23 protein-coding genes and 1 pseudogene are annotated in these 22,639 nt (G+C 71.7%); 10 read left to right on the top strand and 14 right to left on the bottom strand.

The window, feature by feature from the left end:
- Positions 1–40: 40 nt before the first annotated feature.
- From ACK8GG_RS19895 to ppdK, 3 genes are all read right to left on the bottom strand, one after another.
- On the bottom strand, positions 41–1,270 hold the full coding sequence (locus ACK8GG_RS19895) for a deoxyguanosinetriphosphate triphosphohydrolase (RefSeq protein ID WP_440356979.1): 1,230 nt from the start codon (positions 1,268–1,270) through the stop codon (positions 41–43).
- Between the two features lie 5 nt (positions 1,271–1,275).
- Positions 1,276–1,638, bottom strand: a complete 363-nt coding sequence (locus ACK8GG_RS19890; RefSeq protein ID WP_440354945.1) for a VOC family protein — start codon at positions 1,636–1,638, stop codon at positions 1,276–1,278.
- A 177-nt stretch (positions 1,639–1,815) separates the two neighbouring features.
- Positions 1,816–4,524, bottom strand: coding sequence for a pyruvate, phosphate dikinase (ppdK, locus tag ACK8GG_RS19885; protein ID WP_440356966.1), 2,709 nt, complete (start codon positions 4,522–4,524; stop codon positions 1,816–1,818).
- Positions 4,525–4,828: 304 nt separating this feature from the next.
- On the opposite strand from ppdK, the gene ACK8GG_RS19880 reads away from it, so the two are divergent.
- A complete protein-coding gene (locus tag ACK8GG_RS19880) occupies positions 4,829–6,487 on the top strand; it encodes a beta-N-acetylhexosaminidase (protein WP_440356978.1) in 1,659 nt (552 codons plus the stop codon).
- 5 nt (positions 6,488–6,492) lie between these two features.
- Here ACK8GG_RS19880 and ACK8GG_RS19875 read toward each other — a convergent pair whose 3' ends face one another.
- From ACK8GG_RS19875 to ACK8GG_RS19845, 7 genes and pseudogenes are all read right to left on the bottom strand, one after another.
- Positions 6,493–7,260, bottom strand: a complete 768-nt coding sequence (locus tag ACK8GG_RS19875; protein ID WP_440356965.1) for a GntR family transcriptional regulator — start codon at positions 7,258–7,260, stop codon at positions 6,493–6,495.
- A gap of 71 nt (positions 7,261–7,331) precedes the next feature.
- Entirely contained in the window at positions 7,332–8,036 is a 705-nt protein-coding gene (deoC, locus tag ACK8GG_RS19870; protein ID WP_440354947.1) for a deoxyribose-phosphate aldolase, read from the bottom strand.
- A gap of 41 nt (positions 8,037–8,077) precedes the next feature.
- Positions 8,078–8,533 carry a D-ribose pyranase gene (gene rbsD, locus ACK8GG_RS19865; protein ID WP_440350651.1) on the bottom strand — a complete coding sequence of 152 codons (456 nt, stop codon included), beginning with the start codon at positions 8,531–8,533 and terminating at the stop codon, positions 8,078–8,080.
- A 4-nt stretch (positions 8,534–8,537) separates the two neighbouring features.
- On the bottom strand, positions 8,538–10,076 hold the full coding sequence (locus tag ACK8GG_RS19860) for a sugar ABC transporter ATP-binding protein (RefSeq protein ID WP_440356964.1): 1,539 nt from the start codon (positions 10,074–10,076) through the stop codon (positions 8,538–8,540).
- Between the two features lie 3 nt (positions 10,077–10,079).
- Complete coding sequence (locus ACK8GG_RS19855; protein WP_440356963.1) at positions 10,080–11,093, bottom strand: substrate-binding domain-containing protein; 1,014 nt, start codon at positions 11,091–11,093, stop codon at positions 10,080–10,082.
- Positions 11,094–11,257: 164 nt separating this feature from the next.
- Positions 11,258–12,181 (bottom strand): annotated as a pseudogene (locus tag ACK8GG_RS19850) (ABC transporter permease); the annotation flags it as partial.
- Positions 12,178–13,095, bottom strand: coding sequence for a ribokinase (locus ACK8GG_RS19845; RefSeq protein ID WP_440350654.1), 918 nt, complete (start codon positions 13,093–13,095; stop codon positions 12,178–12,180). The gene ACK8GG_RS19845 and the pseudogene ACK8GG_RS19850, both read right to left, overlap by 4 nt.
- Before the next feature lie 232 nt (positions 13,096–13,327).
- On the opposite strand from ACK8GG_RS19845, the gene ACK8GG_RS19840 reads away from it, so the two are divergent.
- Both ACK8GG_RS19840 and ACK8GG_RS19835 read left to right on the top strand, forming a co-directional pair.
- On the top strand, positions 13,328–13,783 hold the full coding sequence (locus tag ACK8GG_RS19840; RefSeq protein WP_440350655.1) for a helix-turn-helix domain-containing protein: 456 nt from the start codon (positions 13,328–13,330) through the stop codon (positions 13,781–13,783).
- Complete coding sequence (locus ACK8GG_RS19835) at positions 13,776–14,153, top strand: DUF4180 domain-containing protein (protein ID WP_440350656.1); 378 nt, start codon at positions 13,776–13,778, stop codon at positions 14,151–14,153. The genes ACK8GG_RS19840 and ACK8GG_RS19835 overlap by 8 nt, the downstream gene beginning before the upstream one ends.
- 43 nt (positions 14,154–14,196) lie before the next feature.
- Here the strand turns inward: ACK8GG_RS19835 and dusB are convergent, their stop codons facing one another.
- From dusB to ACK8GG_RS19815, 4 genes are all read right to left on the bottom strand, one after another.
- Positions 14,197–15,342, bottom strand: a complete 1,146-nt coding sequence (dusB, locus tag ACK8GG_RS19830) for a tRNA dihydrouridine synthase DusB (RefSeq protein ID WP_440350766.1) — start codon at positions 15,340–15,342, stop codon at positions 14,197–14,199.
- A 172-nt stretch (positions 15,343–15,514) separates the two neighbouring features.
- Entirely contained in the window at positions 15,515–16,894 is a 1,380-nt protein-coding gene (locus ACK8GG_RS19825; protein WP_440350657.1) for a glycine--tRNA ligase, read from the bottom strand.
- A 121-nt stretch (positions 16,895–17,015) separates the two neighbouring features.
- Positions 17,016–17,492, bottom strand: coding sequence for a hypothetical protein (locus ACK8GG_RS19820; RefSeq protein ID WP_440350767.1), 477 nt, complete (start codon positions 17,490–17,492; stop codon positions 17,016–17,018).
- A gap of 87 nt (positions 17,493–17,579) precedes the next feature.
- A complete protein-coding gene (locus ACK8GG_RS19815; protein WP_440350658.1) occupies positions 17,580–17,921 on the bottom strand; it encodes an antibiotic biosynthesis monooxygenase family protein in 342 nt (113 codons plus the stop codon).
- A 59-nt stretch (positions 17,922–17,980) separates the two neighbouring features.
- Between ACK8GG_RS19815 and ACK8GG_RS19810 the strand changes: the two genes are divergently transcribed.
- From ACK8GG_RS19810 to ACK8GG_RS19780, 7 genes are all read left to right on the top strand, one after another.
- Positions 17,981–18,238 (top strand): DUF6703 family protein, encoded by a 258-nt coding sequence (locus tag ACK8GG_RS19810; protein WP_440356962.1) that lies wholly within the window; start codon positions 17,981–17,983, stop codon positions 18,236–18,238.
- A gap of 63 nt (positions 18,239–18,301) precedes the next feature.
- A complete protein-coding gene (locus ACK8GG_RS19805; RefSeq protein ID WP_440356977.1) occupies positions 18,302–19,249 on the top strand; it encodes a metal ABC transporter substrate-binding protein in 948 nt (315 codons plus the stop codon).
- Positions 19,246–20,022 (top strand): metal ABC transporter ATP-binding protein, encoded by a 777-nt coding sequence (locus ACK8GG_RS19800; RefSeq protein ID WP_440350660.1) that lies wholly within the window; start codon positions 19,246–19,248, stop codon positions 20,020–20,022. The genes ACK8GG_RS19805 and ACK8GG_RS19800 overlap by 4 nt, the downstream gene beginning before the upstream one ends.
- Positions 20,023–20,030: 8 nt before the next feature.
- Positions 20,031–20,897, top strand: a complete 867-nt coding sequence (locus ACK8GG_RS19795; protein ID WP_440356976.1) for a metal ABC transporter permease — start codon at positions 20,031–20,033, stop codon at positions 20,895–20,897.
- 49 nt (positions 20,898–20,946) lie between these two features.
- Positions 20,947–21,246, top strand: coding sequence for an ArsR/SmtB family transcription factor (locus ACK8GG_RS19790; protein ID WP_440354950.1), 300 nt, complete (start codon positions 20,947–20,949; stop codon positions 21,244–21,246).
- 58 nt (positions 21,247–21,304) lie between these two features.
- Positions 21,305–21,712 (top strand): Fur family transcriptional regulator, encoded by a 408-nt coding sequence (locus ACK8GG_RS19785; protein ID WP_440350662.1) that lies wholly within the window; start codon positions 21,305–21,307, stop codon positions 21,710–21,712.
- A 22-nt stretch (positions 21,713–21,734) separates the two neighbouring features.
- A complete protein-coding gene (locus ACK8GG_RS19780; RefSeq protein WP_440356961.1) occupies positions 21,735–22,382 on the top strand; it encodes a hypothetical protein in 648 nt (215 codons plus the stop codon).
- The last annotated feature ends 257 nt before the right edge of the window (positions 22,383–22,639 follow it).

Raw genomic sequence — 22,639 nt, 5'->3', positions numbered from 1 at the left:
GAGCTCGGATCCTACGCCCGCGACCGCCCGCGAACCGCCCTTACCGGCCGGTCAGTCGGGCGTGCCAGGCCGTCGCGGCCGGATCGGTCAGGGAGGCCACCTGGTCGACGACCACCCGCAGCCGGCCGGCGTCGTCGGCGGCTTCACTCCACAGTGGCGCGAAGACCGGGTCGAGCTCCCCCGGCGCCCGCTCCAGCAGCGCGCTGACGAGTTCGGTGAGGAGTTCGCGCTGCTGGGCATAGTGCTGCTCGGCGCCCCGGCGGCGCATCACGTACCGCAGCGCCACCCCCTTGAGGAGCGCCACCTGGGCGCGGACCTCGCGGGGCACCACCAGGTCGGCGGCGTACCGGCGCAGTGGGCCGGGGCCGGCCGCGGCCCGGGTCGCTTCGACCGCGGCGGAGACGAAACGGCCGGTCAACACGCTGGTGGTCTCCTTCAGCGCCGCCAGCGCGCGGTGGCTGCCGTCGTAGCCGGCCAGCGACGCCAGCACCGGGTCCCCGAGCACCTCCAGCAGCACGGTGTTGAGGTCCCCGGCGGTCTCCCCGGAGTAGACCGCCGCGACGTCCGCGCAGAGCGCGGCCCGCTCGTCGCCGTCGTGGAGGAGCCGGCGCGGGTCGAGGTAGCCGCCGTGTATGCCGTCCTCGACGTCGTGCACCGAGTACGCCACGTCGTCGGCCCAGTCCATCACCTGCGCCTCCAGGCAGCGCACCCCCTCGGGCGCGGCCCCCCGCAACCAGGTGAAGACCGCCGCGTCATCGGGGTAGACGCCGAACTTGCGCCGCCCCGGCCGGCGCGGCCAGGGGTACTTGCAGGTCGCGTCGAGCGCCGCCCGGGTCAGGTTCAGCCCGGCCGAGACGCCGTCGGGGGTCAGCACCTTCGCCTCGAGCCGGGTGAGCACCCGCAGCGTCTGCGCGTTCCCCTCGAAACCGCCGCAGGGTCCGGCCAGCGCGTCGAGCGCCTCCTCACCGTTGTGGCCGAAGGGCGGGTGGCCGAGGTCGTGCGCCAGCCCGGCGGTGTCCACCAGGTCGGGATCGCAGCCGAGGCGGGCACCCATCTCCCGGGCGATCTGGGCGACCTCCAGCGAGTGGGTCAGCCGGGTCCGCAGGAAGTCGTCGGTGCCGGCGGTGTGCACCTGGGTCTTGGCCGCAAGCCGCCGGAAGGCCGCCGAGTGCAGCACCCGGGCCCGGTCGCGTTCGTACGGTCCGCGACCGGCGCTGGTGTCCTTCGGCGGCTCCTCGACGAAGCGCGCGGCATCGAAGTCGGCGCTCAACCACGTCACCCGGCGCTGGTGCGCTGCCGCAGCACACAGAACTCGTTGCCCTCCGGGTCGGCGAGCACCGTCCACTCCACGTCGGACTGTCCGACGTCGACGTGCCGGGCGCCCATGTCCACCAGCCGCTCCACCTCGGCCTCCTGGTCATCGGGGCGCAGGTCGATGTGGAGGCGGTTCTTGACCTGCTTCTCCTCGCGCACGGGCACGAAGACCAGCCCGGGGAGCGTGTCGGGAGCGCGGCGGATCTCCACCTCGTCGGGGGTGTCGACGGTGATCCGGTAACCGAGGGCCTCGGCCCACCAGCGGGCCAGCCGCGCCGGATCGTGGGCGTCGACGACGAGATTCTCCCAGACGCTGCTGCTCATGGCGCCGTCCTTCCGTACGCGTCTGCGGCGGTCGCGGGCAAGGAGCCCAGGTTACGCCGCACTCCAAGGGGTGCACCGGGCCTACGGCACGGCGGGTACGCCGCGGGGCGGCCCCGGCGGCGGCCGGTGATGGCCGCCGCCGGGAACCGCCCCGACGCGTACGCGTGTGCCGTCTGCTCAGCGGCTGTCCGAGCCGGCGGACTGCACAGCCGCCCGGCCTGCCTCGAGCCGCGCCACCGGCACCCGGAACGGGGAGCAGGAGACGTAGTCCAGGCCGACCGAGTGGAAGAAGTGCACCGAGTCGGGGTCGCCTCCATGTTCCCCACAGACGCCGAGCTTCAATCCCGGCCGGGTTGCCCGGCCCTCCTCGGCGGCGATGCGGACCAGCCGGCCGACGCCTTCGCGGTCGATGGACTCGAAGGGCGAGACACCGAAGATGCCCAGCTCCAGGTAGCGGGAGAAGAAGGAGCCCTCCACGTCGTCGCGGGAGAAGGCCCAGCTCATCTGGGTCAGGTCGTTGGTGCCGAAGGAGAAGAACTCGGCGGTCTCGGCGATCTGGCCGGCGGTCAGCGCCGCCCGCGGCACCTCGATCATCGTGCCGATCAGCACCTGTACGCCGCTGTCGGCGACGACCTCGGCCACGATCTTCTCGGCCTCGGCGCGGACCGTCTCCAGCTCCTGCACGGCGGCGACCAGCGGCACCATGATCTCCGGCTTGGCCTCCACGCCCGCCCGGGCGCACTCCACCGCGGCCTCGACGATCGCCCGTACCTGCATGGTGAACAGGCCGGGGATGACCAGGCCGAGGCGGACGCCGCGCAGCCCCAGCATCGGGTTCTGCTCGTGCATACGACGGACCGCGGCCAGCAGCGCCTCGTCCTTGCCGGCCTCCTCGCCGCGTGCCTTGGCGACGGCGACCTTGACCGCCAGCTCCTCCAACGGGGGCAGGAACTCGTGCAGCGGCGGGTCGATCAACCGGATGGTGACCGGCAGGCCGTCCATCTCCCGGAAGATCTCGGCGAAGTCCGCCCGCTGCAGCGGCAGCAGGGCGCCGAGCGCCGCCTCACGGCCCTCGGCGGTGGTGGCGAGGATGAGCCGCTCGACCAGCTCGCGCCGGTCGCCGAGGAACATGTGCTCGGTGCGGCACAGCCCGATGCCCTGGGCGCCGAAGCGGCGGGCGCGAGCGGCGTCGGCGCCGGTGTCGGCGTTGGTGCGCACGGCCAGGCGGCGGGTGGCGTCGGCGTGCGTGATGATCCGGTGCACGGCCTTGACGAGCGCGTCGTCGGTGGTCGCCGGGTCGAGAACGCCCTCGAAGTACTGCACCACCTCGGACGGGGAGACCGGCACCTCACCGAGGTAGATCGCGCCGGTGGTGCCGTCGATCGAGAGGACGTCGCCCTCGCCGAGGGTCCGGCCGTTCACGGTGACCGTACGGGCGGCGACGTTGACCTCGAGGGAGTCGGCGCCGCAGACGCAGGTCTTGCCCATGCCGCGGGCCACCACCGCCGCGTGGCTGGTCTTGCCGCCGCGCGAGGTGAGGATGCCCTGGGCGGCGATCATGCCGGGCAGGTCGTCGGGGTTGGTCTCCCGGCGGACCAGGATCGTCGCCTCGCCCTGGGCGGCCAGCTCCACCGCGCGGGCGGAGTCGAAAACGATCTTGCCGACGGCGGCGCCCGGGGAGGCGCCGACGCCCTTGGCGAGCACCTCGTTGGCGTGGTCGGCCTGGAAGCGCGGGAACATCAGCTGCGCGAGCTGGGCGCCGTTGACGCGGCTGAGCGCCTCGTCGAGGTCGATCAGCCCTTCGTCGACGAGCTGGCCGGCGATGACGAAGGCGGCGCCGGCGGTGCGCTTGCCGACGCGGGTCTGCAGCATCCAGAGCTTGCCGCGCTCGATGGTGAACTCGATGTCGCAGAGGTCACGGTAGTGCTGCTCGAGCCGCGCCATGATCCCCAGCAGCTCGTCGTAGGACCTCTTGTCGAGCTGCTCCAACTGCTGCAGCGGCACCGTGTTGCGGATGCCGGCCACCACGTCCTCGCCCTGGGCGTTGGAGAGGTAGTCGCCGTAGATGCCCTGCGCGCCGCTGCCCGGGTCACGGGTGAAGGCCACCCCGGTGCCGGAGTCGGCGCCGAGGTTGCCGAAGACCATGGTGCAGACGTTGACCGCGGTGCCCAGGTCGGCCGGGATGCGCTCCTGGCGCCGGTAGAGCACGGCGCGCTCGGCGTTCCACGAGTCGAAGACCGCGTGGATGGCGAGGTCGAGCTGCTCACGGGGGTCCTGCGGGAAGTCACGCCCGGTGTGGGCGCGGAAGATCTCCTTGTACGCGTCGACGAGCCTGCGCAGGTCACCGGCGTCCAGGGCGAGGTCGTCGGTGGTGCCCTTGGCGCGTTTGGCCTCGTCGATGGCGTGTTCGAACTCCTCGCCGGGCACGTCGCAGACGGTCTTGCCGAACATCTGGATCAGGCGTCGGTAGGAGTCCCAGGCGAAGCGCTCGTTACCGCCGGAGCAGGCGGCGAGGCCGACGACGCTGACGTCGTTGAGGCCGACGTTGAGGACTGTCTCCATCATGCCGGGCATGGAGAACTTGGCGCCGGAGCGTACCGATACCAGCAGCGGGTCGTCGGCATCGCCGAGGCGCTTGCCCATCGCCTGCTCCAGCGCGGCCAGGCGCTCGGTGATCTGGTCGGCGAGGCCGGCCGGCTCACTGCCGCTGGCCAGGTAGGCCTTGCAGGCCTCGGTGGTGATGGTGAAGCCGGGCGGCACCGGAAGACCAAGGTTGGTCATCTCCGCCAGGTTGGCTCCCTTGCCGCCGAGCAGATCCTTGAGATCCCGGTTCCCCTCGGCAAAGTCGTAGACGTACTTCTGCTCAGCAGTCTCTTTGGCTGCCACCAGAGCCTCCCAGTAACCGACACTCAACCGAAGGTTCACACGCTCTTACCCCGAGCGTGGCACCGCCTACCGCTTGGGACCAATGGCCATTGGTGGGCGAAGGCTAAGCGACCGCCTCGGGGGCTGCACCCATTCGGTGACAATGGGCACACGAAACGACAGACCACACGCAAGTTCCGGTCACTGGGAGCGCTTCCATGGTCATGACTGCGCACGACCGCGCATCCGGGGGTCATCTTTGCGACTCAGACGACATTGCCTCCTACCCGCCGCGCGATGTACGTTTTGCCACATGTAACCGGGTATAACCCCTCTTCCGGAGGCCCCCGTGTCGATCGAATCCCCCGCGACGCCGCATCCCGACTCGGCACCGGCCCGGCTCAACGGAGAACCGGCGGTCCTTCTCACCGACGTCGTCCCCGCCCCCACCCGCGTGCGGCCCGACCCCGCGGCCACCTTCACCCTCCGCCCGGACACCACGATCCGCTGCGGCCGGCAACCCGGCGCCGTCGCCGTCGCCGAACACCTCGCCGAACTGCTGCGACCCGCCACCGGCTACCCGCTGCCCGTCGGCCCGCTCGATGGCGAACCCCCCGGTGACCTGCGGCTGCTCCTGACCAACCTGCCCGCGGTCGGCACCGACGGCTACCGGCTCACCGTCACCCCGACCCGGGTGACCCTCGCCGCACCCACCCCGACCGGGCTCTTCCACGGCGTGCAGACCCTGCGCCAACTGCTGCCGTGGCAGATCGAGAGCCGTACGCCGGTCGCGCGGGCCTGGACCGTCCCGGGGGGCGAGATCACCGACACCCCGCGCTTCGCCTACCGCGGCGCCATGCTCGACGTCGCCCGCCACTTCTTCGACGTCCCCGACGTGCTGCGCTTCATCGACCACCTCGCCCGGTACAAGCTCAACCACCTGCACCTGCACCTCACCGACGACCAGGGCTGGCGGATCGCCATCGACCGGCGGCCGGCGCTCACCCGGGCCGGCGCGGCAACCCAGGTCGGCGGCGGCGAGGGCGGGTACTACTCCAAATCGGACTACCGGCGCATCGTCCGCTACGCCGCCGCCCACCACATAACGGTGGTCCCGGAGGTGGACATGCCCGGCCACACCCACGCCGCCCTGACCGCCTACCGCGAACTCGCCCCCGACGACACCGTGCCCGCGCCCTACACCGGCACCGAGGTCGGCTTCAGCTCCCTGGCCCTGGACCGGGAGACGACGTACGAGTTCCTCGCCGACGTCCTCGGCGAACTCGCCGAACTCACCCCGGGGCCGTACCTGCACATCGGCGGCGACGAGGCGTTCCACGTACCCGGGCCGGAGTTCGCCGCCTTCGTCACCCGCGCCCAGTCGCTGGTCGCCGCCACCGGCAAGATCCCGATCGGCTGGCATCAGCTGGCCGCGGCCGAGCACCGCCCCGGCCGGATCCTGCAGTACTGGGGCACCTCCGGTGAGGACCCGCTGCTCGCCGCCGCCGTCCGCCGCGGCGACCGGGTGATCCTCTCCCCCGCCGACCGCTGCTACCTGGACATGAAGTACGACCCGCAGACCCCCATCGGCCACGACTGGGCCGGCACGATCGACGTTCAGCGGGCGTACGACTGGGACCCCGAAAGCCACCTCGACGGGGTGCCGGCCGGTGCCGTGCTGGGGCTGGAGATGCCGCTGTGGACCGAGTCGGTGACCACAATGGAGGAGATCGAGTTCATGCTCTTCCCCCGGCTGCCCGCCCTGGCCGAACTGGCCTGGTCCCCCCGGTCCGCGCGCGACTGGCCGGCGCTGAGCCGGCGGCTGACCGCCCAGGCCTGGCGCTGGACCGAAGCCGGGATCACCTTCCACCGCGCCCCGGAGCTGCCCTGGCCCGTACCGGCCCAGCGCCGCCCCGACAGCGACTCGTCGGCGAATTCCGGTTCAGCAACGGAGGCGGGACCGGCTGCCGACCCCGGGCACTGACCCGGTCAGCGCCGGGACAGCAGCGAGGTCACCCGCATCCGGTCACTGTGGATCCAGACATCGGAGTACTCGACCGGGCGCCCGTCTTCGAGATAGGTGATCTGCTCCAGGTAGAGCAGCGGGAACCCCTCCGGCACCCCCAGGGCCGCGGCGATCGCGCCGCGCGCGCCGGAGGCGCTGAAGGTCCGGCGGCCGTTGCTGATCTTCAAGCCGTACTCGTTCTCCAGCGTGCCGAACAACGACCCGGTGGCGAAGTCGTGCCGCTCGAGCCCGGGCGCCAGATCGGTGCGCACGTAGTTAACCAGCCAGGCCACCGGCCCGTCCTGAGTGGAGCGCAGCCGCTCCAGGTGCAGCACCGCCTGACCGGGGCGCAGATCGAGCAGCGCGGCGACCGGGGAGGGAGCGGCGATGACCTCCCGCGTACGCATCTCGGTGACGACCTCGACGCCCTGCCGGGCGAAGTCCTCCGACAGGGTGGTGAGCTTCTGGGCGATCGAGGGCTCCAGCGTCGTGGAGGTCACGAAGGTCCCCCGCCCGCGGACCTGGACCAGCAGGCCGTCACGGATCAGTGTGGACAGTGCCCGGCGCAGCGTGCCCCGGGAGATGCCGAGTTCGGTGGCGAGTTCCGGCTCGCTGCGCAGCCGGTAGTGAGCGGGCCAGTCGCCGCTGACGATCCGGTGGCGAATCTGCTCGGAGACCTGCGCGTGCAACGGCATCGGCGCGTCCCGGTCGAGATGCTCCGCCGCCGCGATCGAGGCCAACTGCTCGGACATCGCCACCCCTTTGTCGGATTCCGGCCATCCCCCGGTGCGGTGGTGCGACCGCACCGGGAGACGGCAGGAGATCAGTAGCTGGTGGTCTGCGCGTCCACCTGGTCGGTGACGATATCCACACCAGCGCTGGTGCCGAGCAGCACGGCCCCGGCCTTGAGCAACGACACGGCCTGGTCGAAGGACTTGATGCTGCCCGATGCCTTCACCTTGACACCCTCCGGCGCCCGCTGCACGAGGTAGGCGACGCTCTCCGGGTTCGCCACCTCGACGTTGCCGCTGCTGGCGTTCTTCAGGTACGCCGCACCGGCCTCGATGGACAGCCGTACGGCCACCTCCCGCTCCTCGGGAGTCAGCAGCGGCAGCTCCAGCATCACCTTGACCGGCACACCGGCGGCGACGACACCGGCGATGTCGTCACGGAACGCGTCGTACATGCCGCTCTTGAGCCAGCCGATCTGCACACCGATGTCGATCTGCTGCGCGCCGGCCCGGACCAGGCTCTCGGCCTCGGCCGCCTTGCCGGCGCTCGTGGTCACGCCCACGGTCGGGAAGTCGAGCGCCGAGGCGACCTCGACGCCGGTGCCGCGCAGGACCGCGGCCACCTCGGGGACCCAGCTGCCGGGCACCATTGCGGCGTTGAAGCCGTACCGGACGGCTTCCTCGGCGTGCGCGACCATCCGGTCGCGGGTGATCCCGACGTCGATGAGGGTGTGCTGGATGAACGGCGCCAACGACGCGGGGGTGACAGTGGCGTCGTCGAACAGGGCGGAAGTCACGAGATCTCCAAAGGGTGCGGGAAGGGCAGAGGCGGTGGGGACTACATCCGGTCCCGGTAGTAGTCCGGCACGATCACGCCGGGCTCGTCGAACCAGCGCGGCACGTCCACCCCGCAGACCAGGCCGACGTTGCCCCACGGGTTGAAGGCGCCGGTACGCACGATCACCTTCGCCTGGTGGGCGAGTTCGCCCAGCATCTCGGCGTGCGACCGGGTGGTCAGCGGGGCGTCCGGGAAGCGCTGCTGCAGCCAGCCGGCCAGCGGCGCGTTGTGGGTGACCACGTCCTCGGCCGTCACCACGCCCTCGACGATCAGCTCGTCGGCGATCAGGTCGAGCACCGTGGTCAGCCTGGGCAGGTCCTCGGCGATGGCCAGGTCCACCCGGTGCGCCGTACGCGGAATGGGGAACCCGGCGTCGACGACCATGAGCAGGTCGGTGTGGCCGAGGGTGGCCAGGGCGCCGGAGAGCTCGGCGTTGAGGATTCCGTTGCGTTTCATGGCATTACTCCTTCATGGTGGTTGCGCCGGTGGCCAGGGCCATGACCTTCTCCTCGGTCGCCTCCGCCGCCGAGAGCACGCCGACGAGCCGGCCGGCGGCCATGACCGCGATGCGGTCGCTGACGGAGAGCAGTTCGGGCAGGTCGGATGAGGAGACGAGCAGCCCCACCTCGGCCTCGGCGAGGGTGCGGAAGAGCCGGTAGATCTCGGCCTTCGCGCCGACGTCGACCCCGCGGGTCGGCTCGTCGAGCAGCATCAGCCGGGGTTCGATGGAGAGCCAGCGCGCCAGCAGCGCCTTCTGCTGGTTGCCGCCGGAGAGCTGGGTGATGCCCTGCGCGGTGCCGGCGGTCTTGACCCGCAGCTCACGGGCGCGCGCGTCGGCGCCACGCCGCAGCGCCCGCCGCTGCAGCAGCCCCAGGCGCTGGTTGCGGCCGAGGGTCAGCACGTTGATGTTGTCGGCGACGCTCATCGTCGGGAAGATGCCCTGGTGGCGGCGCTCGCCGGGCAGGTAGGCGACCCGCGCGGAGATGGCGTCGCGCGGCGAACGGGCGCGGAACAGCTCGCCGTCGAGCGACATCTGACCGCCGGTGACCGGGTCCGCGCCGAAGATCGCACGCAGCAACTCGACACGGCCGCTGTCGGGCAGCCCCGCCACACCGACGACCTCACCGGGGGCGACATCGAGGGTGACGTCGGCGAACCCCTTGCCGGTGAGCCCACTCAGGGCCAGCCGCGGCGCCGTCTGCGGATTGCGGGTCCGGCCGGCGGGCCGGTCGATCTCGCCGGCCAGCTCCCGGCCGACCATCGCGGCGACAACCTGGTCCGGCGCCACCTCGGCGGTCGGCCAGTCACCGACGTGCCGCCCGTCGCGTAGCACGTGGATGTGCTGCGACAGGGCGAAGACCTCCGGCATCCGGTGCGAGACGTAGAGCATGGTGATGCCGTCGGCGCGCAGCGACTCGATCACGCCGAAGAGCCGGTCGGACTCGGCCGGGGAGAGGATCGAGGTCGGCTCGTCGAAGATGACGACCCGGGCCTCGCGGGCCAGCGACCGGGCGATGACCACGAGCTGCTGGGTGGCGGCGTCGAGCCGCCCCACCGCGTGCCGCGGGTCGAGCCGGACGCCGAGCCGGTCGAGCAGTTCGGCGGCGCGTTCGTCGAGCTTGCCCCGGTTGGGGAACGGACGCGACCCCGGCTCGACGCCGAGCATGATGTTCTCGGCGACGGTGCGGTCCAGGCAGAGCGACAGCTCCTGCGGCACCAGGGCCACCCGGTGCCGGCTGAGCAGGTTCGCCGGTTCGAAGCGGCGGACCTGCTGGTCGCCGACGCGTACGGTGCCCGCGGTGGGGGCGTCCAGCCCGGCCAGGATCTTCATGAGGGTCGACTTGCCCGCGCCGTTCTCCCCCATGACGGCGGTGAGGCTCCCCGCCGGGACGCGCAGGGTCACCTCGTGCAGCGCGCGGACGGGTCCGAAGTGCCGGGACAGCCCCTCGACCTCGACGGCGACGGCCGCCGGGGCGATGATCTCAGCCGGGCTGGTCATGACTCAGCCCTCCACCGGCACGTCGTCGACGTTGTCGCGGGTGACCACGAGCACGCCGGTGTCGACGTCGCTGATGGCGGTGCCGTTCTTGACGAACTCGGCGAGCAGCTTGACGGCCTGGTAGCCCTGCTCGGCCGGGGCCTGGCTGATGGTCAGGTCGACGGTGCCGGCCTTGAGGTACTCGACGGTCTGCGGCTGGACGTCGAAGCCGACGGAGTGGATCTTTCCGGCCTTGCCGGACTGCTGGAGCCACTTGGCCCCGGCGGTGAAGCTGCAGCAGTCGAGGGAGACCAGCGCGATCGCGTCGCCCTGAGCGGCCATGGTCGACTCGATGGTGTTGTACGCCGTGCTCGGCTCGTTGCCGGTGTTCACCGGGCCGACGATCTCCAGACCGGAGCCCTCGACGCCCTTCTTGAAGCCGGCGAAGCGGTCGTTGGACCAGCCCGCACCGGAGTCGACCGAGGCGACGACGACCTTGCCGGTGGCGCCGTCGAGCACCCCGAGCAGCTCCTTGGCCAGCGACTCGCCGGAGGCGACCAGGTCCTGGCCGACGAAGCCCATCTGCTTGGACTCGGGGTTGTTGGTGTTGAACGAGATGATCGGGATGCCGGCGTCGAAGGCCTGCGCGATCACCGGCTTGAGGGCGTCGTTGCTGGCCGAGGAGACCGCCAGACCGTGGATCTGCTTCTGGTTGATCAGGGTCTGCAGCTCGGCGACCTGGGCGGAGGCGTCACCGCCGGAGGGGCCGATCATCTGCACGTTGACGCCGAGTTCGGCGGCGGCGCGCTCCATGCCCTGGCGGATCGGCACCGCGAAGGCCAGCGACGGGTCGTGGTAGCTGAGCCGGATCTTGAGTTCGTCGCCGTTGTCGACGGCTTCCTTGATGTAGCCGGCGAGCTTGAACTCGCCGTCGGAAGAGGATTCGCCGGTGGTGACGGCGCCACAGCCGGCCGAGGCCAGCAGGGTGGCACCGACGGCCACGGCGACGGCGAGCCGGCGCCGGAGGGAGACAGCCATGGGTACAGCTCCTTGCTCGTGGTGATGGGTGGGGGTGCGGTGCGAGGGGTGCCGGAAGGCCGCTAACGGCGGCCGGAGCGTTTGCGCAGCCAGGTGTCGGCGGCGACGGCGATGATGATCACCGCGCCGGTCGCCACGGTCTGCCAGAACGACGAGATGCCCCGCAGGTTGAGGATGTTCTGCAGTACACCGATGAAGGCGACGCCGATGATCGTGCCGAGCATCGTGCCGGAGCCACCGAAGAGCGCGGCGCCACCGATGATCACCGCGGAGATGGCGGTCAGCTCCATCCCGGTGCCGGTCACCCCCTGCACGTACGACAGGAAGGAGAGCCCGAGCACGCCGGCCAGGCCGGCCATGGTGCCGGAGATGGTGAACGCGGTGATGCGTACCCGCCCGGTGTTGATGCCGCAGAGCCGGGCGGCCTCGGTGCTGCCACCGACGGCGTATGTGTTGAAGCCGTAGCGGGAGCGGGAGAGCACGATCATGCCGACGACCGCGACCAGGGCGAAGATGATCAGCTGCATCGGCACCAGGCCGAAGAGCTTGCCCTGGCCCAGCAGGCTGAACTCGGCGACGTTCGGGTCGCCCGAGGGCAGCGAGATCGGCGCGCCGCCGCTGAGCAGCAGCGCCACACCCCGGTAGACGCTCAGCGTGCCGAGGGTGACGATGAAGGACGGGATTCCGAAGCCGACGGTCATCACGCCGTTGAGGAAGCCGGCGGCCGCGCCGGCCGCGATGCCACCGAGCGCGGCGATCGGCCAGGCGACGTCGGCGGACATCAGCAGACCGCAGCAGACGGCGCCGAGGCCGTAGATCGAGCCGACCGAGAGGTCGATCTCGGCGTTGATGATCACGAAGGTCATCCCGACGGCCATGATGCCGATCTGCGCGATCTGCTGGCCGACGGTCAGGAAGTTGCTGGTGCCGAGGAAGCCCGGGGCGATCAGCGTGCCGAGGGCGAAGAGCACCACGAGCGCCAGGAAGGTGCTGGCCTCACGGGCGTGCAGGAAACGCTGCAGGGGGTTGCGGGCCTTGGCCGCGGTCGCCTCGGGCAGCGGCGCGGTCGGCGCGGTCGTTGTCGTCATCGGTCACTCCTGAGCAGGGCCGCGACGTCATCCGGTCGGGGCAGCGCCGGAATCACCTCGGCGATGCCGACCGTGTGCGCGCCGGCGGCGGCGGCGAAGCGGACGGCGTCGGGCAGGGCGTCGCCGCGCGACAGGGCGACGGCGAGGGCGGCGGTGAACGAGTCACCGGCGCCGGTGGTGTCGACCACGTCCGAGACCCGGACCGGCTCCACCCGGAACCGGTCGCCGGCGTCGTCGACGATGGCGCCCTCGGAGCCGAGGGTGAGCACGATCGTTCCGGTGTACTGCCGGCGCAGCAGGTCGAGCAGCTCCTCCGGGGAGGTCTCGTCCTCGGGGTCTCCCCCGGTGAGCACCCGCGCCTCGCTGGAGTTCGGGGTCAGCACGTCGATCCAGTCCCAGGCCTCGGCCGGCAGCTGCGCGGCGGGCGCCGGGTTCAGCAGCGTGCGGGTGCCGTGTTCGCGGGCGATGCGCAGCGCGGCCGTGGCGACCGGCAGCGGGATCTCCAGCGACACGACCACCAGGTCGGCCTCGGCGATCCGGCCGGCGAAGGCTTCCACGTCGGCGGGGGTCAGCTCGTCCAGCGCCCCGGGGGCGATGGCGATCCGGTTCTCGCCCTGATCGTCGACGATGATGAAGCCGACCATGGTGGCGGCGTCGGTGTCCCGGACCTGGGCGGCGTCGACGCCCTCGTCGGCCCAGAGCCGGCGCGCGGCGGCGCCGAACTGGTCACGACCGATCGCGGTCAGGAACGCCACCTCGGCACCGAGCCGGGCGGCGCCGACCGCCTGGTTCGAGCCCTTGCCGCCGTGACCGGAGGCGAAGACCCCTCCGGTGAGTGTCTCTCCGGCGACGGGTGCCCGGGGCACCCGCATCGTCAACCCGGCGCCGTAGCTGCCGACCACTGCAATCTTCATCTACCGGCCTCATGTTCATGGACAACCATGTACAACTTCCGGAACCATAAGCCGCCGGACCCGTCCTGTAAACCCTCCTGACCAGGAAACGAAACAGTTTCGTAACCATCACGTGGACGGGACATGGACCGGGATCTCCGCCCACCAGGGCCAGGACGTCGGTCCGGCACCTTGGAACCGAGGGCGGCAAAAGCTTCCCTATACGTCCCTGTTGCCCCTAGGATCAGGAACGATGAGTGAGGAAATGTACTCGGTTGAGCAGGTCGCCGAGCGGCTCGGGCTGCACGTGCGGACCGTCCGCTCCTACATCCGCGGCGGCCGGCTCAAGGCGGTCCGCATCGGCAAGCAGTACCGGATCGCCCGCAGCGACCTCGACGCGCTGACCGGACAGAGCCGGACACCGGGTCCCACTCCGGACCGGGCGATCGAGGTGTCGAGCATCGTGCAGATCGATGGTGTCGACCGGGCCGCCGCCGACCGGCTCGCCACCCTGGTCCTGGCCGGGGCGAACAGCAGCGCCGGGCACGCCTCCCCGCTACGCCTGCAGACCATCCACGACGACGAACGGAACCGGATGAAGATCGTGATCCTCGGAGACGCCGCCGCGACCGCGGACGTCCTGCAGCTGCTCGACTCCGTGCTCGGGGCGGGCAACGACCTGCTCGGCGGAGCGATCCACAATGGCTGACCTGGTGCAGGAACGCCACGGGGTGCAGGTGCTGGTCTGCGACCCGGACGGGCCGCTCATCGCCTCCGAACAGGACGCCCTCGACCTGATCGGGGCTGCCTTCGCCGGCGCCGAGATGGTGGCGGTCCCCGCGCACCGGCTGGATCCGCGCTTCTTCTCCCTCGGCACCCGCTTCGCCGGCGAGGTGATGCAGAAGTTCGTCAACTACCGGATGCCGCTGGTCGTCCTCGGCGACATCACCGCGCACCTGTCGGAAAGCAGCGCGCTGCGCGCCCTGGTGCAGGAGTCCAACCAGGGCGCCCACGTCTGGTTCGTCGACGACCTGGCCGCGCTCGACAACCGGCTACGCGACCGCCGCACGGCAGGCTGACCGGCTGCGCGACCGCCGCACGGCAGGCCGCCCCGGCAGCGGCTCAGCCGCCGGAGTCCTCCAGCTCCGCGCCCTGGGGCACCACGTCGTCGTCCCGGCTCTCCAACCAGCCCTCGGGCAGAAACACCTTGCCGGGCGAATTGGTCCGGCCGCGGGGCTGACCCAGCGCGCTGACCGGGAACGGCTCGTCCGGGTCGAGTTTGCCGAGCAGGTCGTCGAGCTGCCCGAGGGTGGAGATCATCGCCAGCTCCCGGCGCAGTTCACTGCCGACCGGGAAGCCCTTCAGGTACCAGGCGACGTGCTTGCGGAAGTCGGTGCAGCCGTCCTTCTCGCTCGGGAAGGCCTCGGCCAGCAGCTCGGCGTGACGGCGCATCATCGCCGCCACCTCACCGAGGTTCGGCAGGCGCCGCTCGGGGGCGCCGTTGAAGGCCGCCTCCAGATCGGCGAAGAGCCACGGGCGCCCCAGGCAACCACGGCCCACGACCACCCCGTCGGCGCCGGTGTGGGAGATCATCCGCAGCGCGTCGTCGCCCTCCCAGATGTCGCCGTTGCCGAGGACGGGGACATCCAGCGCCGCCTTCAGCGTGCCGATCGCGTCCCAGTCGGCGGTGCCCGAGTAGCGCTGGGCGGCCGTCCGCCCGTGCAGGGCCACCGCGGCGACCCCGGCGTCCTGGGCGGCCAGCCCCGCCTCGACGTACGTCAGGTGGTCGTCGTCGATGCCCTTGCGCATCTTGACGGTGACCGGGATCCCGGCGGGGGCGGCGGCCTCGACGGCGGCGCGCACGATCCGGGCGAAGAGCCGGCGGCGCCACGGCAGCGCCGAGCCCCCGCCCTTGCGGGTCACCTTCGGCACCGGGCAGCCGAAGTTCAGGTCGATGTGATCGGCGAGATCCTCCTCGACGATGCGGCGCACCGCACCGGCGGTGATCTCCGGGTCCACGCCGTAGAGCTGCAGGCTGCGCGGACGCTCGTCGCCGGCGAAAGCGATCATGCGCAACGTCTTGGGGTTGCGGTGCACCAGCGAGATCGTGGTGATCATCTCGCAGACGTAGATGCCGCCGCCCTGCTCGCGGCAGAGCCGGCGGAACGCGACGTTGGTGATGCCGGCCATCGGGGCGAGCACCACCGGCGGCCACACCTGGTGCCGGCCGAGGGTCAGCGGGGCGATCGCCGGGGCCGGCGTGCTGATCGCCGCCGCGTAACCGGCTGGGGCCGGAACAGCGGCGGGGACCGGGACGGGCGTGGCCGGTGCGGTCGCGGGGTCGGCGGGAGTGGTCACAGCCTCAACAATTCCACGTCGGCGGCGAAACGCCCCCGCCGCCGCCGTGCGGGCGACGACAGGGGCGCGTACGCCGGAGTTGTCAGCAGCCGGGCAGGCGCTCGATCAGGTACCGCTCGACCTGGTCCAGCGGAACCCGCTCCTGGGCCATGGTGTCGCGGTCCCGGATGGTCACCGCGTTGTCGTCGAGGGTGTCGAAGTCCACCGTCACGCAGAACGGCGTGCCGATCTCGTCCTGCCTGCGGTAGCGCTTGCCGATCGCCTGGGTCTCGTCGTACTCGACGTTCCAGCGCTTGCGCAGCGCGGCGGTGAGCTCCTTGGCCTTCGGCGAGAGGGCCTCGTTGCGCGACAGCGGCAGGACCGCGACCTTGACCGGGGCCAGCCGCGGGTCGAAGCGCATCACCCGGCGGGTGTCCACCCCGCCCTTGGTGTTCGGCGCCTCGTCCTCGTCGTACGCCTCGAGCAGGAAGGCGAGCACCGCCCGGGTCAGGCCGGCGGCGGGCTCGATGACGTACGGCACCCAGCGCTCACCCTTCTCCTGATCGAAGTAGGAGAGGTCGACGCCGGAGTGCTTGCTGTGCGTGCTCAGGTCGAAGTCGGTGCGGTTGGCGATCCCCTCGAGCTCGGAGAACTCGGTGCCGCCGAACTGGAACCGGTACTCGATGTCGACGGTGCGCTTGGAGTAGTGCGAGAGCTTCTCCTGCGGGTGCTCGAAGAAGCGCAGGTTCTCCTCGCTCAGGCCCAGGTCGATGTACCAGTTCCAGCGCTGCTGCAGCCAGTACTCGTGCCACTGCTCGTCGGTGCCCGGCGCGACGAAGAACTCCATCTCCATCTGCTCGAACTCACGGGTACGGAAGATGAAGTTGCCCGGGGTGATCTCGTTGCGGAACGACTTGCCGGTCTGCGCGATGCCGAACGGCGGCTTCTTGCGGGCCGAGGTGGCGACGTTGTTGTAGTTGACGAAGATGCCCTGGGCGGTCTCGGGGCGCAGGTAGTGCATCCCCTCCTCGCTCTCCACCGGGCCGAGGTAGGTCTTCATCAGCCCGTTGAACATCTTCGGCTCGGTGAAGGAGCCCTTGGCGCCGCAGTTGGCGCAGTTGAGCTCGGTCAGGCCGCTGGGCAGCCGGCCGTGCTTGGCCTCGAACGCCTCCTCGAGGTGGTCGGCCCGGTAGCGCTTGTGGCAGGACTGGCACTCGGTCAGCGGGTCGACGAAGGCGTCGAGGTGACCGGAGGCGGCCCAGACGTCACGCGCCAGGATGACAGCCGAGTCCAGCCCGACGACGTCGTCGCGCTCCTGGACCATCGTCTTCCACCACTGCCGGCGGACGTTCTCCTTGAGCTCCACGCCCAGCGGACCGTAGTCCCAGGCAGACCGGGTGCCTCCGTAGATCTCACTGGAGGGGAAGACGAAGCCCCGGCGCTTGGCGAGGCTGACTACGGCGTCGATACGGTCGGCTGGCATGGGTTCCTCCTACGCCGGCTGGCGGTCGGCGGGGACATGGTTCGGAATCGGGGCGAAGACCGGGACAACAGTACTGCCACGGTCCTGGCCAGGAGATTACTCCCGGCGCCGCAGGCCCAGCTCAGCTGACCCCGCAGACCTCGAATTCGCCGGTCGAGGTGTCCTGGGCGAGGGTGACGTTCTGCCGCTCGGTCCCGCCGCCGCCGAAGACGACGTCCACCGGGACGGTCAGCTCGTTGCCGATCACGGTCTTCCCCACCTGGTACGAGTCGATGCGCGGCCCGAGGCCGGCGGTGCGGACGTACTCGGCGCGGGACTGACCCGCCTGGAGTTGGTCGCAGAGCAGGTCGTACGCCTGCTCGTACTCCTGCTCGGCGAGGGCGGTGTAGTACGCGCCGGTGACGGCCTGCGCCTGTTCGTTGAGCGCCTCGGTGCCGGTGACGGCCAGGCCGATGATCGCCGCCAGACCGGCGCCGCCGCAGAGGGTCAGCACCACCGCGCCGATGCCCAGCCCGAACCACAGCCGGCGCGAGCGCCCCTCCACCGGCGGGGCGGCGAAGGGAGGCGTCACGCCCGGCCCGGGCGGCGGGGGCGCCACCGGTGCGGGTGCGCCCGGCGCGGCGTGGGGCGGCGGGGCGGCTGCCGGTCCGGTTGCGCTCATGCGGGAGAGATTAGTCGCACCGGGCTACCGGTACGGCTGCGTACTGCGATCACTGACCCGGACGGTGACCGCCGCGCCCGGCTCGGCGGTGGCCAGCGTCTCGAAGGCGGAGGGTTCGTCCAGCGACTGCGCCAGCAGCGGGGTGGCGTGCACCTTGACGTCGAACCCGCCCAGCGCCCGCCGGTACGCCCCGACTGACTCCCATTCGGTCAGCAGCGACCAGTGCCGCGGGTCGTCCAGGGCGCGCAGGAGCTCCCCGCGCAGGTAGCCGGGGCGCGCCGCGAGCGCGGCCAGCGCCGTGTGGGCGCGGTCGGCGAAATCGGCGGCGACATCCTCGTCGATCACGAAGCGGTTGGTGACGAGCACCTGTGCCGTCCCTCCTGAGCGTGGTGACGTGCACCACAGCGTTCTCCTAGAGTGTGTGGATGCAGCGTACGCAGAGCGCCTGGGAGCTCCGCCTGGCCCGGCTCAACCCCACCTCGGTCTTCCTCGCCGCCCTGGCGCTGATGCTCGCCGCGCTCTTCGCGCCGGGGCTCGCCGGCGCGCTGCTGCTGCTGGTGCTCGCGGCCGCGCTGGGCATGCTGATGTCGAAGACCTGGCCGGTGCAGACCGCCGGCATGCGCGCGGTGCGACTGTCGGTGCTGGCGCTGCTGGTCGCCGGCGCGGTGGCGAAGCTGCTCTGACCCGCACTTTCATACACTTATGCGCTTTTGACAATCATTGTCATCATGCGGAGAGTTGCCGGTATGACCCACCGCCGCAGGCTCCGCCCACTCGCCGCCGTCACCACCGCGCTACTCGCGGCCGGCGCCCTCGCCGCCTGCGGCAGTGACGACGCCGACGACGGTCGGACCCGGGTGGTCACGGCCTTCTACCCGATGCAGTTCGTCACCGAGCGCGTCGGCGGCGACGACGTCCGCGTCGACTCGCTCGTCAAGCCCGGCGCCGACTCGCACGACCTGGAGCTCAGCCCGCGCCAGGTCGGCCAGATCAGCGACGCCGACCTGATCCTCTACCTCTCCGAATTCCAGCCGGCCGTGGACGAGGCCGTCACCAGCGAGGGCGACGACCGGGCGCTGGACGTCGGCACCCTGGTGCCGCTGCTCGACGGCGCCGCCGGCGGACACGAACACGACGAACACGAGCACGAGGCCGACGGGCACGATCACGCGCACGACCAGGCCCGGGACCCGCACCTCTGGCTCGACCCCGCCCGGATGGCGACCATCACCGACCGGGTCGCCGACCGGCTCACCGAAACCGACCCCGCCAACGCCGCCGACTACCGGGCCCGCGCCGCCGCGCTCCGCACCGATCTGCAGACCCTCGACCAGGAGTACGAGGCCGGCCTGCGCAGCTGCGAACGCCGCGAGCTCGTCGTCAGCCACACCGCCTTCGGCTACCTGACCGAACGCTTCGGACTGGAGCAGATCGGCGTCAGCGGCCTGACCCCGGAGGACGAGCCGACGCCGCAGCGACTGGCCGAGGCGACCGAGGAGGCCCGCGCGCACGGCGCCACCACGATCTACTTCGAGAGCCTGGTCAGCCCGAAGGTCGCCGAGACCATCGCCCGCGAGGTCGGCGCCACCACCGCCGTACTGGACCCGCTGGAAGCAGCCCCCGCCCAGGGCGACTACCTGAGCGCGATGCGCGCCAACCTCGCGGCCCTGCGCACCGGACAGGGATGCGCGTGAGCGACGCGACGATCATCTCCGTCACCGGCGCCGCGATCGGGTACGACAACCGGCTGGTGCTGCGCGACGTCGACCTGCGGATGACCCGGGGCGAGGTGATCGCCGTCCTCGGCGCCAACGGCTCCGGCAAGTCCACCCTGATCCGAGCCGTCCTCGGCCTCGTACCGCTGCGGGCCGGCCGGATCGAGCTCTTCGGGGTGCCGCTGCGGCGCTTCCGGCAGTGGCAGCGCATCGGCTACGTCCCGCAGCGCCTCGGTGCCGGCGGCGGAGTGCCCGCCACCGTCACCGAGGTCGTCTCCACCGGGCGGCTGGCCCGCCGCGGCATCCTGCGCCCGCCCGGCGCCGCCGACCGGGCCGCCGTCGCCGACGCCGTGGCGGCCGTGGGGCTCACCGACCGGGCCCACGAGCCGGTCGCCAACCTCTCCGGCGGCCAGCAGCAGCGGGTACTGATCGCCCGCGCCCTGGCCGGCGCACCGGACCTGCTCGTCCTCGACGAGCCGACCGCCGGCGTCGACGCCGTCAGCCAGGAGGCATTCGCCACGGCGCTCGGCACCTTCGTCGACGCCGGCGGCTCGGTGCTGCTGGTCGCCCACGAACTCGGCCCGCTGCGACCACTGATCAGCCGGGCGGTGGTCGTCCACGACGGCCACATCGCCCACGACGGAGCGGTACCGGAGCCCGCCGGGCACCACGCCGAACCCGACCACGACCACGTGCACCCGCACGCGCCCGCCGAACCCGGCAGCATCTGGAACAGGACGTGGAACCTGTGAGCGACGCCCTGAGCCTCTTCCAGTACGACTTCATGATCCGCGCGCTGATCGGCGCGCTGATCATCGGACTGGCCGCCCCCTCCCTCGGCATCTACCTGGTGCAGCGCAAACTCTCGCTGATCGGCGACGGCATCGGCCACGTCGCGCTCACCGGCGTCGGCATCGGCCTGCTGATGCACCGCTCCCCCGTCATCGCCGCCGTCGTCGTCGCCATCATCGGCGCGGTCGGCATCGAACTGCTGCGGGAGCGGGGACGCACCTCCGGCGACATGGCGCTGGCGCTGCTCTTCTACGGCGGCATCGCCGGCGGCGTGATGCTCGTCGGCCTCTCCGACAGCAGCAGCGCGGCGCTCACGTCGTACCTCTTCGGCGCCCTGACCACCACCCGGACCGCGGACCTGATCACGATCGGCGTCCTCGGCGGACTGGTGCTGATCACGATGCTGCTGCTGCGCCCCGCGCTCTTCGCCGTCTGCCAGGACGAGGAGTACGCCCGGGTCTCCGGACTGCCCGTACGCACCCTCAACCTGATCCTGGCCGTCACCACCGCGGTGACCGTGACCATCGCGATGCGGACGGTGGGGCTGCTGCTGATCAGCGCGCTGATGGTGATCCCGGTGGCGGCCGCCCAGCAGTTCACCCGCGGTTTCCGCGCCACGATGACGGCGGCGATGCTCTTCGGTCTGCTCGCCGCCGGCTCCGGGCTCTTCGTCGCCGCCGGCCTTGACACCGCCCCCGGTGCCTCGGTGGTGGTGCTGGCGATCGCCATCTTCCTGGTCGTCAGCGCCGCGGTCGCGGTGCGGCACGCCCTGCACCGCCGGCGCACCCCGCCGGCGGCGACCGAACCGGAACCGCAGGAGGTGGTGCTGCGGTGACCCGCCGCACCGGACGCGACCGGCGCCCCGATGCCGTTACGGTGGTGTCGTGACCGCTGCGAACGGCTACGACTCCTACGAGGGCGCCGGCGAACTGCTGCGCGCCCTGTCGGCGCCGATCCGGCTCGCCATCGTCACCGAACTCGGCCAGGGCGAACGCTGCGTGCACGAGCTGGTCGAAAAGCTGGGGGCCGCCCAGCCGCTGGTCTCGCAGCACCTGCGCGTGCTGCGCGGCGCCGGAGTGGTGCGTGGGTCCCGGCGGGGCCGCGAGATCGCGTACGCGCTGGTCGACGAGCACGTCGCACACATCGTGGCCGACGCGGTCAGCCACGCCGGGGAGGGCAGATGAGCACCGTCGGAGCGCCCCTGCGCCGGCGCGGACCGTACGAGCCGGCAGCGGCAGTGCCGTGACCGCGCAACCGCAGACCGGGGGCACGATCCGCAACACCCGCCAGCGCAGCGCGATCAGCGCCCTGCTCGGCGACGTGGACGGCTTCCACAGCGCCCAGGAGCTGCACGCGATGCTGCGGGACCGCGGCGAACGCATCGGGCTGACGACCGTCTACCGGACCCTGCAGAGCCTCGCCGACGCCGGCGAGATCGACGTGATGCGCCCGGCCGGCGGCGAGCACCTGTACCGCCGGTGCAGCGACGGACACCACCACCACCTGATCTGCCGCCGCTGCGGCCGTACGGTCGAGGTGGGCGGTCCGGCGGTGGAGAGCTGGACCAACGCCGTGGCCCAGCGGTACGGCTACGTCGAGATCGACCACTCCATCGAAATTTTCGGCACCTGTCCGGCCTGCGTGGACTGACCGCGCGTGCCACGCTGCACGCGTGAGAATCTATGCCGACCGGCCGCGCGTCGCCCTCCGCCAGCTCCTGGCCGACCTCCTCGTCGTCGCCTGGGTCTACGTCGCCGTCCGCGGCGCGCTCTGGCTGCACGACCTCGTCGCGCAGCTCGCCGTCCCCGGGCGCAAACTTGAGGAGGCCGGCGGCGGACTCGCCGGCAACTTCGCCGAGGTCGGCGGCAAGGTCGGCCGGGTGCCGCTGGTCGGCGACGAGCTGACCAGCCCGTTCGAGCGGGCCGCGCAGGCGGCCCAGTCGGTCGCCGACGCCGGCGCCGACCAGCAGGCGCTGGTCGGCCGGCTCGCGCTCGCCCTCACCGTGGCGGTGCTGATCTTCCCCCTCGGGATCGTCCTGTTCGGCTGGCTGCCGCTGCGGCTGCGCTGGATCCGCCGCGCCGGTGCCGCCCGCGCGCTGCGCGCCGCGCCGGCCGGCCGGGACCTGCTGGCGCTGCGGGCGCTGACCAACCAGCCGCTGCGCCGGCTCACCCGCATCGACCCCGACGTCGCGCAGGCCTGGCGGCGCGGCGACCCGGCGACCGTGGAGGCGCTCGCCGCGCTGGAACTGCGGGCCCTCGGCCTGCGCGCCACCCCCGCAGCCGCACGCCGGCCTGCGGCCGAAGCCGGCGACGCCGGCTGACCCGCGCCCGCCGTACGCCGCGACGCGACGCGGACCGGCCCCGCCACGTGTCAGCCCCTGACCGGAACCGGACCCTGCCGGTAGTCGTAAACCAGCAAAAACCATTGCCCGCACGCTCGTCCGAGCGCTAGCTTTTCTGCCAACCGGATCGAGACAGGGAGATCACCCGATGCCACGGCACCCGAGCACCGCACCGCGCGCGTACGCGTGGTGGGGCGAGGCGTGCCCGTCGGCCGCGGGCGGCACCCGCTACCGCA

Source organism: Melissospora conviva (assembly GCF_049523535.1).
Lineage (GTDB): Bacteria > Actinomycetota > Actinomycetes > Mycobacteriales > Micromonosporaceae > Melissospora > Melissospora conviva.
Note: the sequence above shows the minus strand (reverse complement) of the source record. Positions and strands in the feature narration are given on the sequence as shown.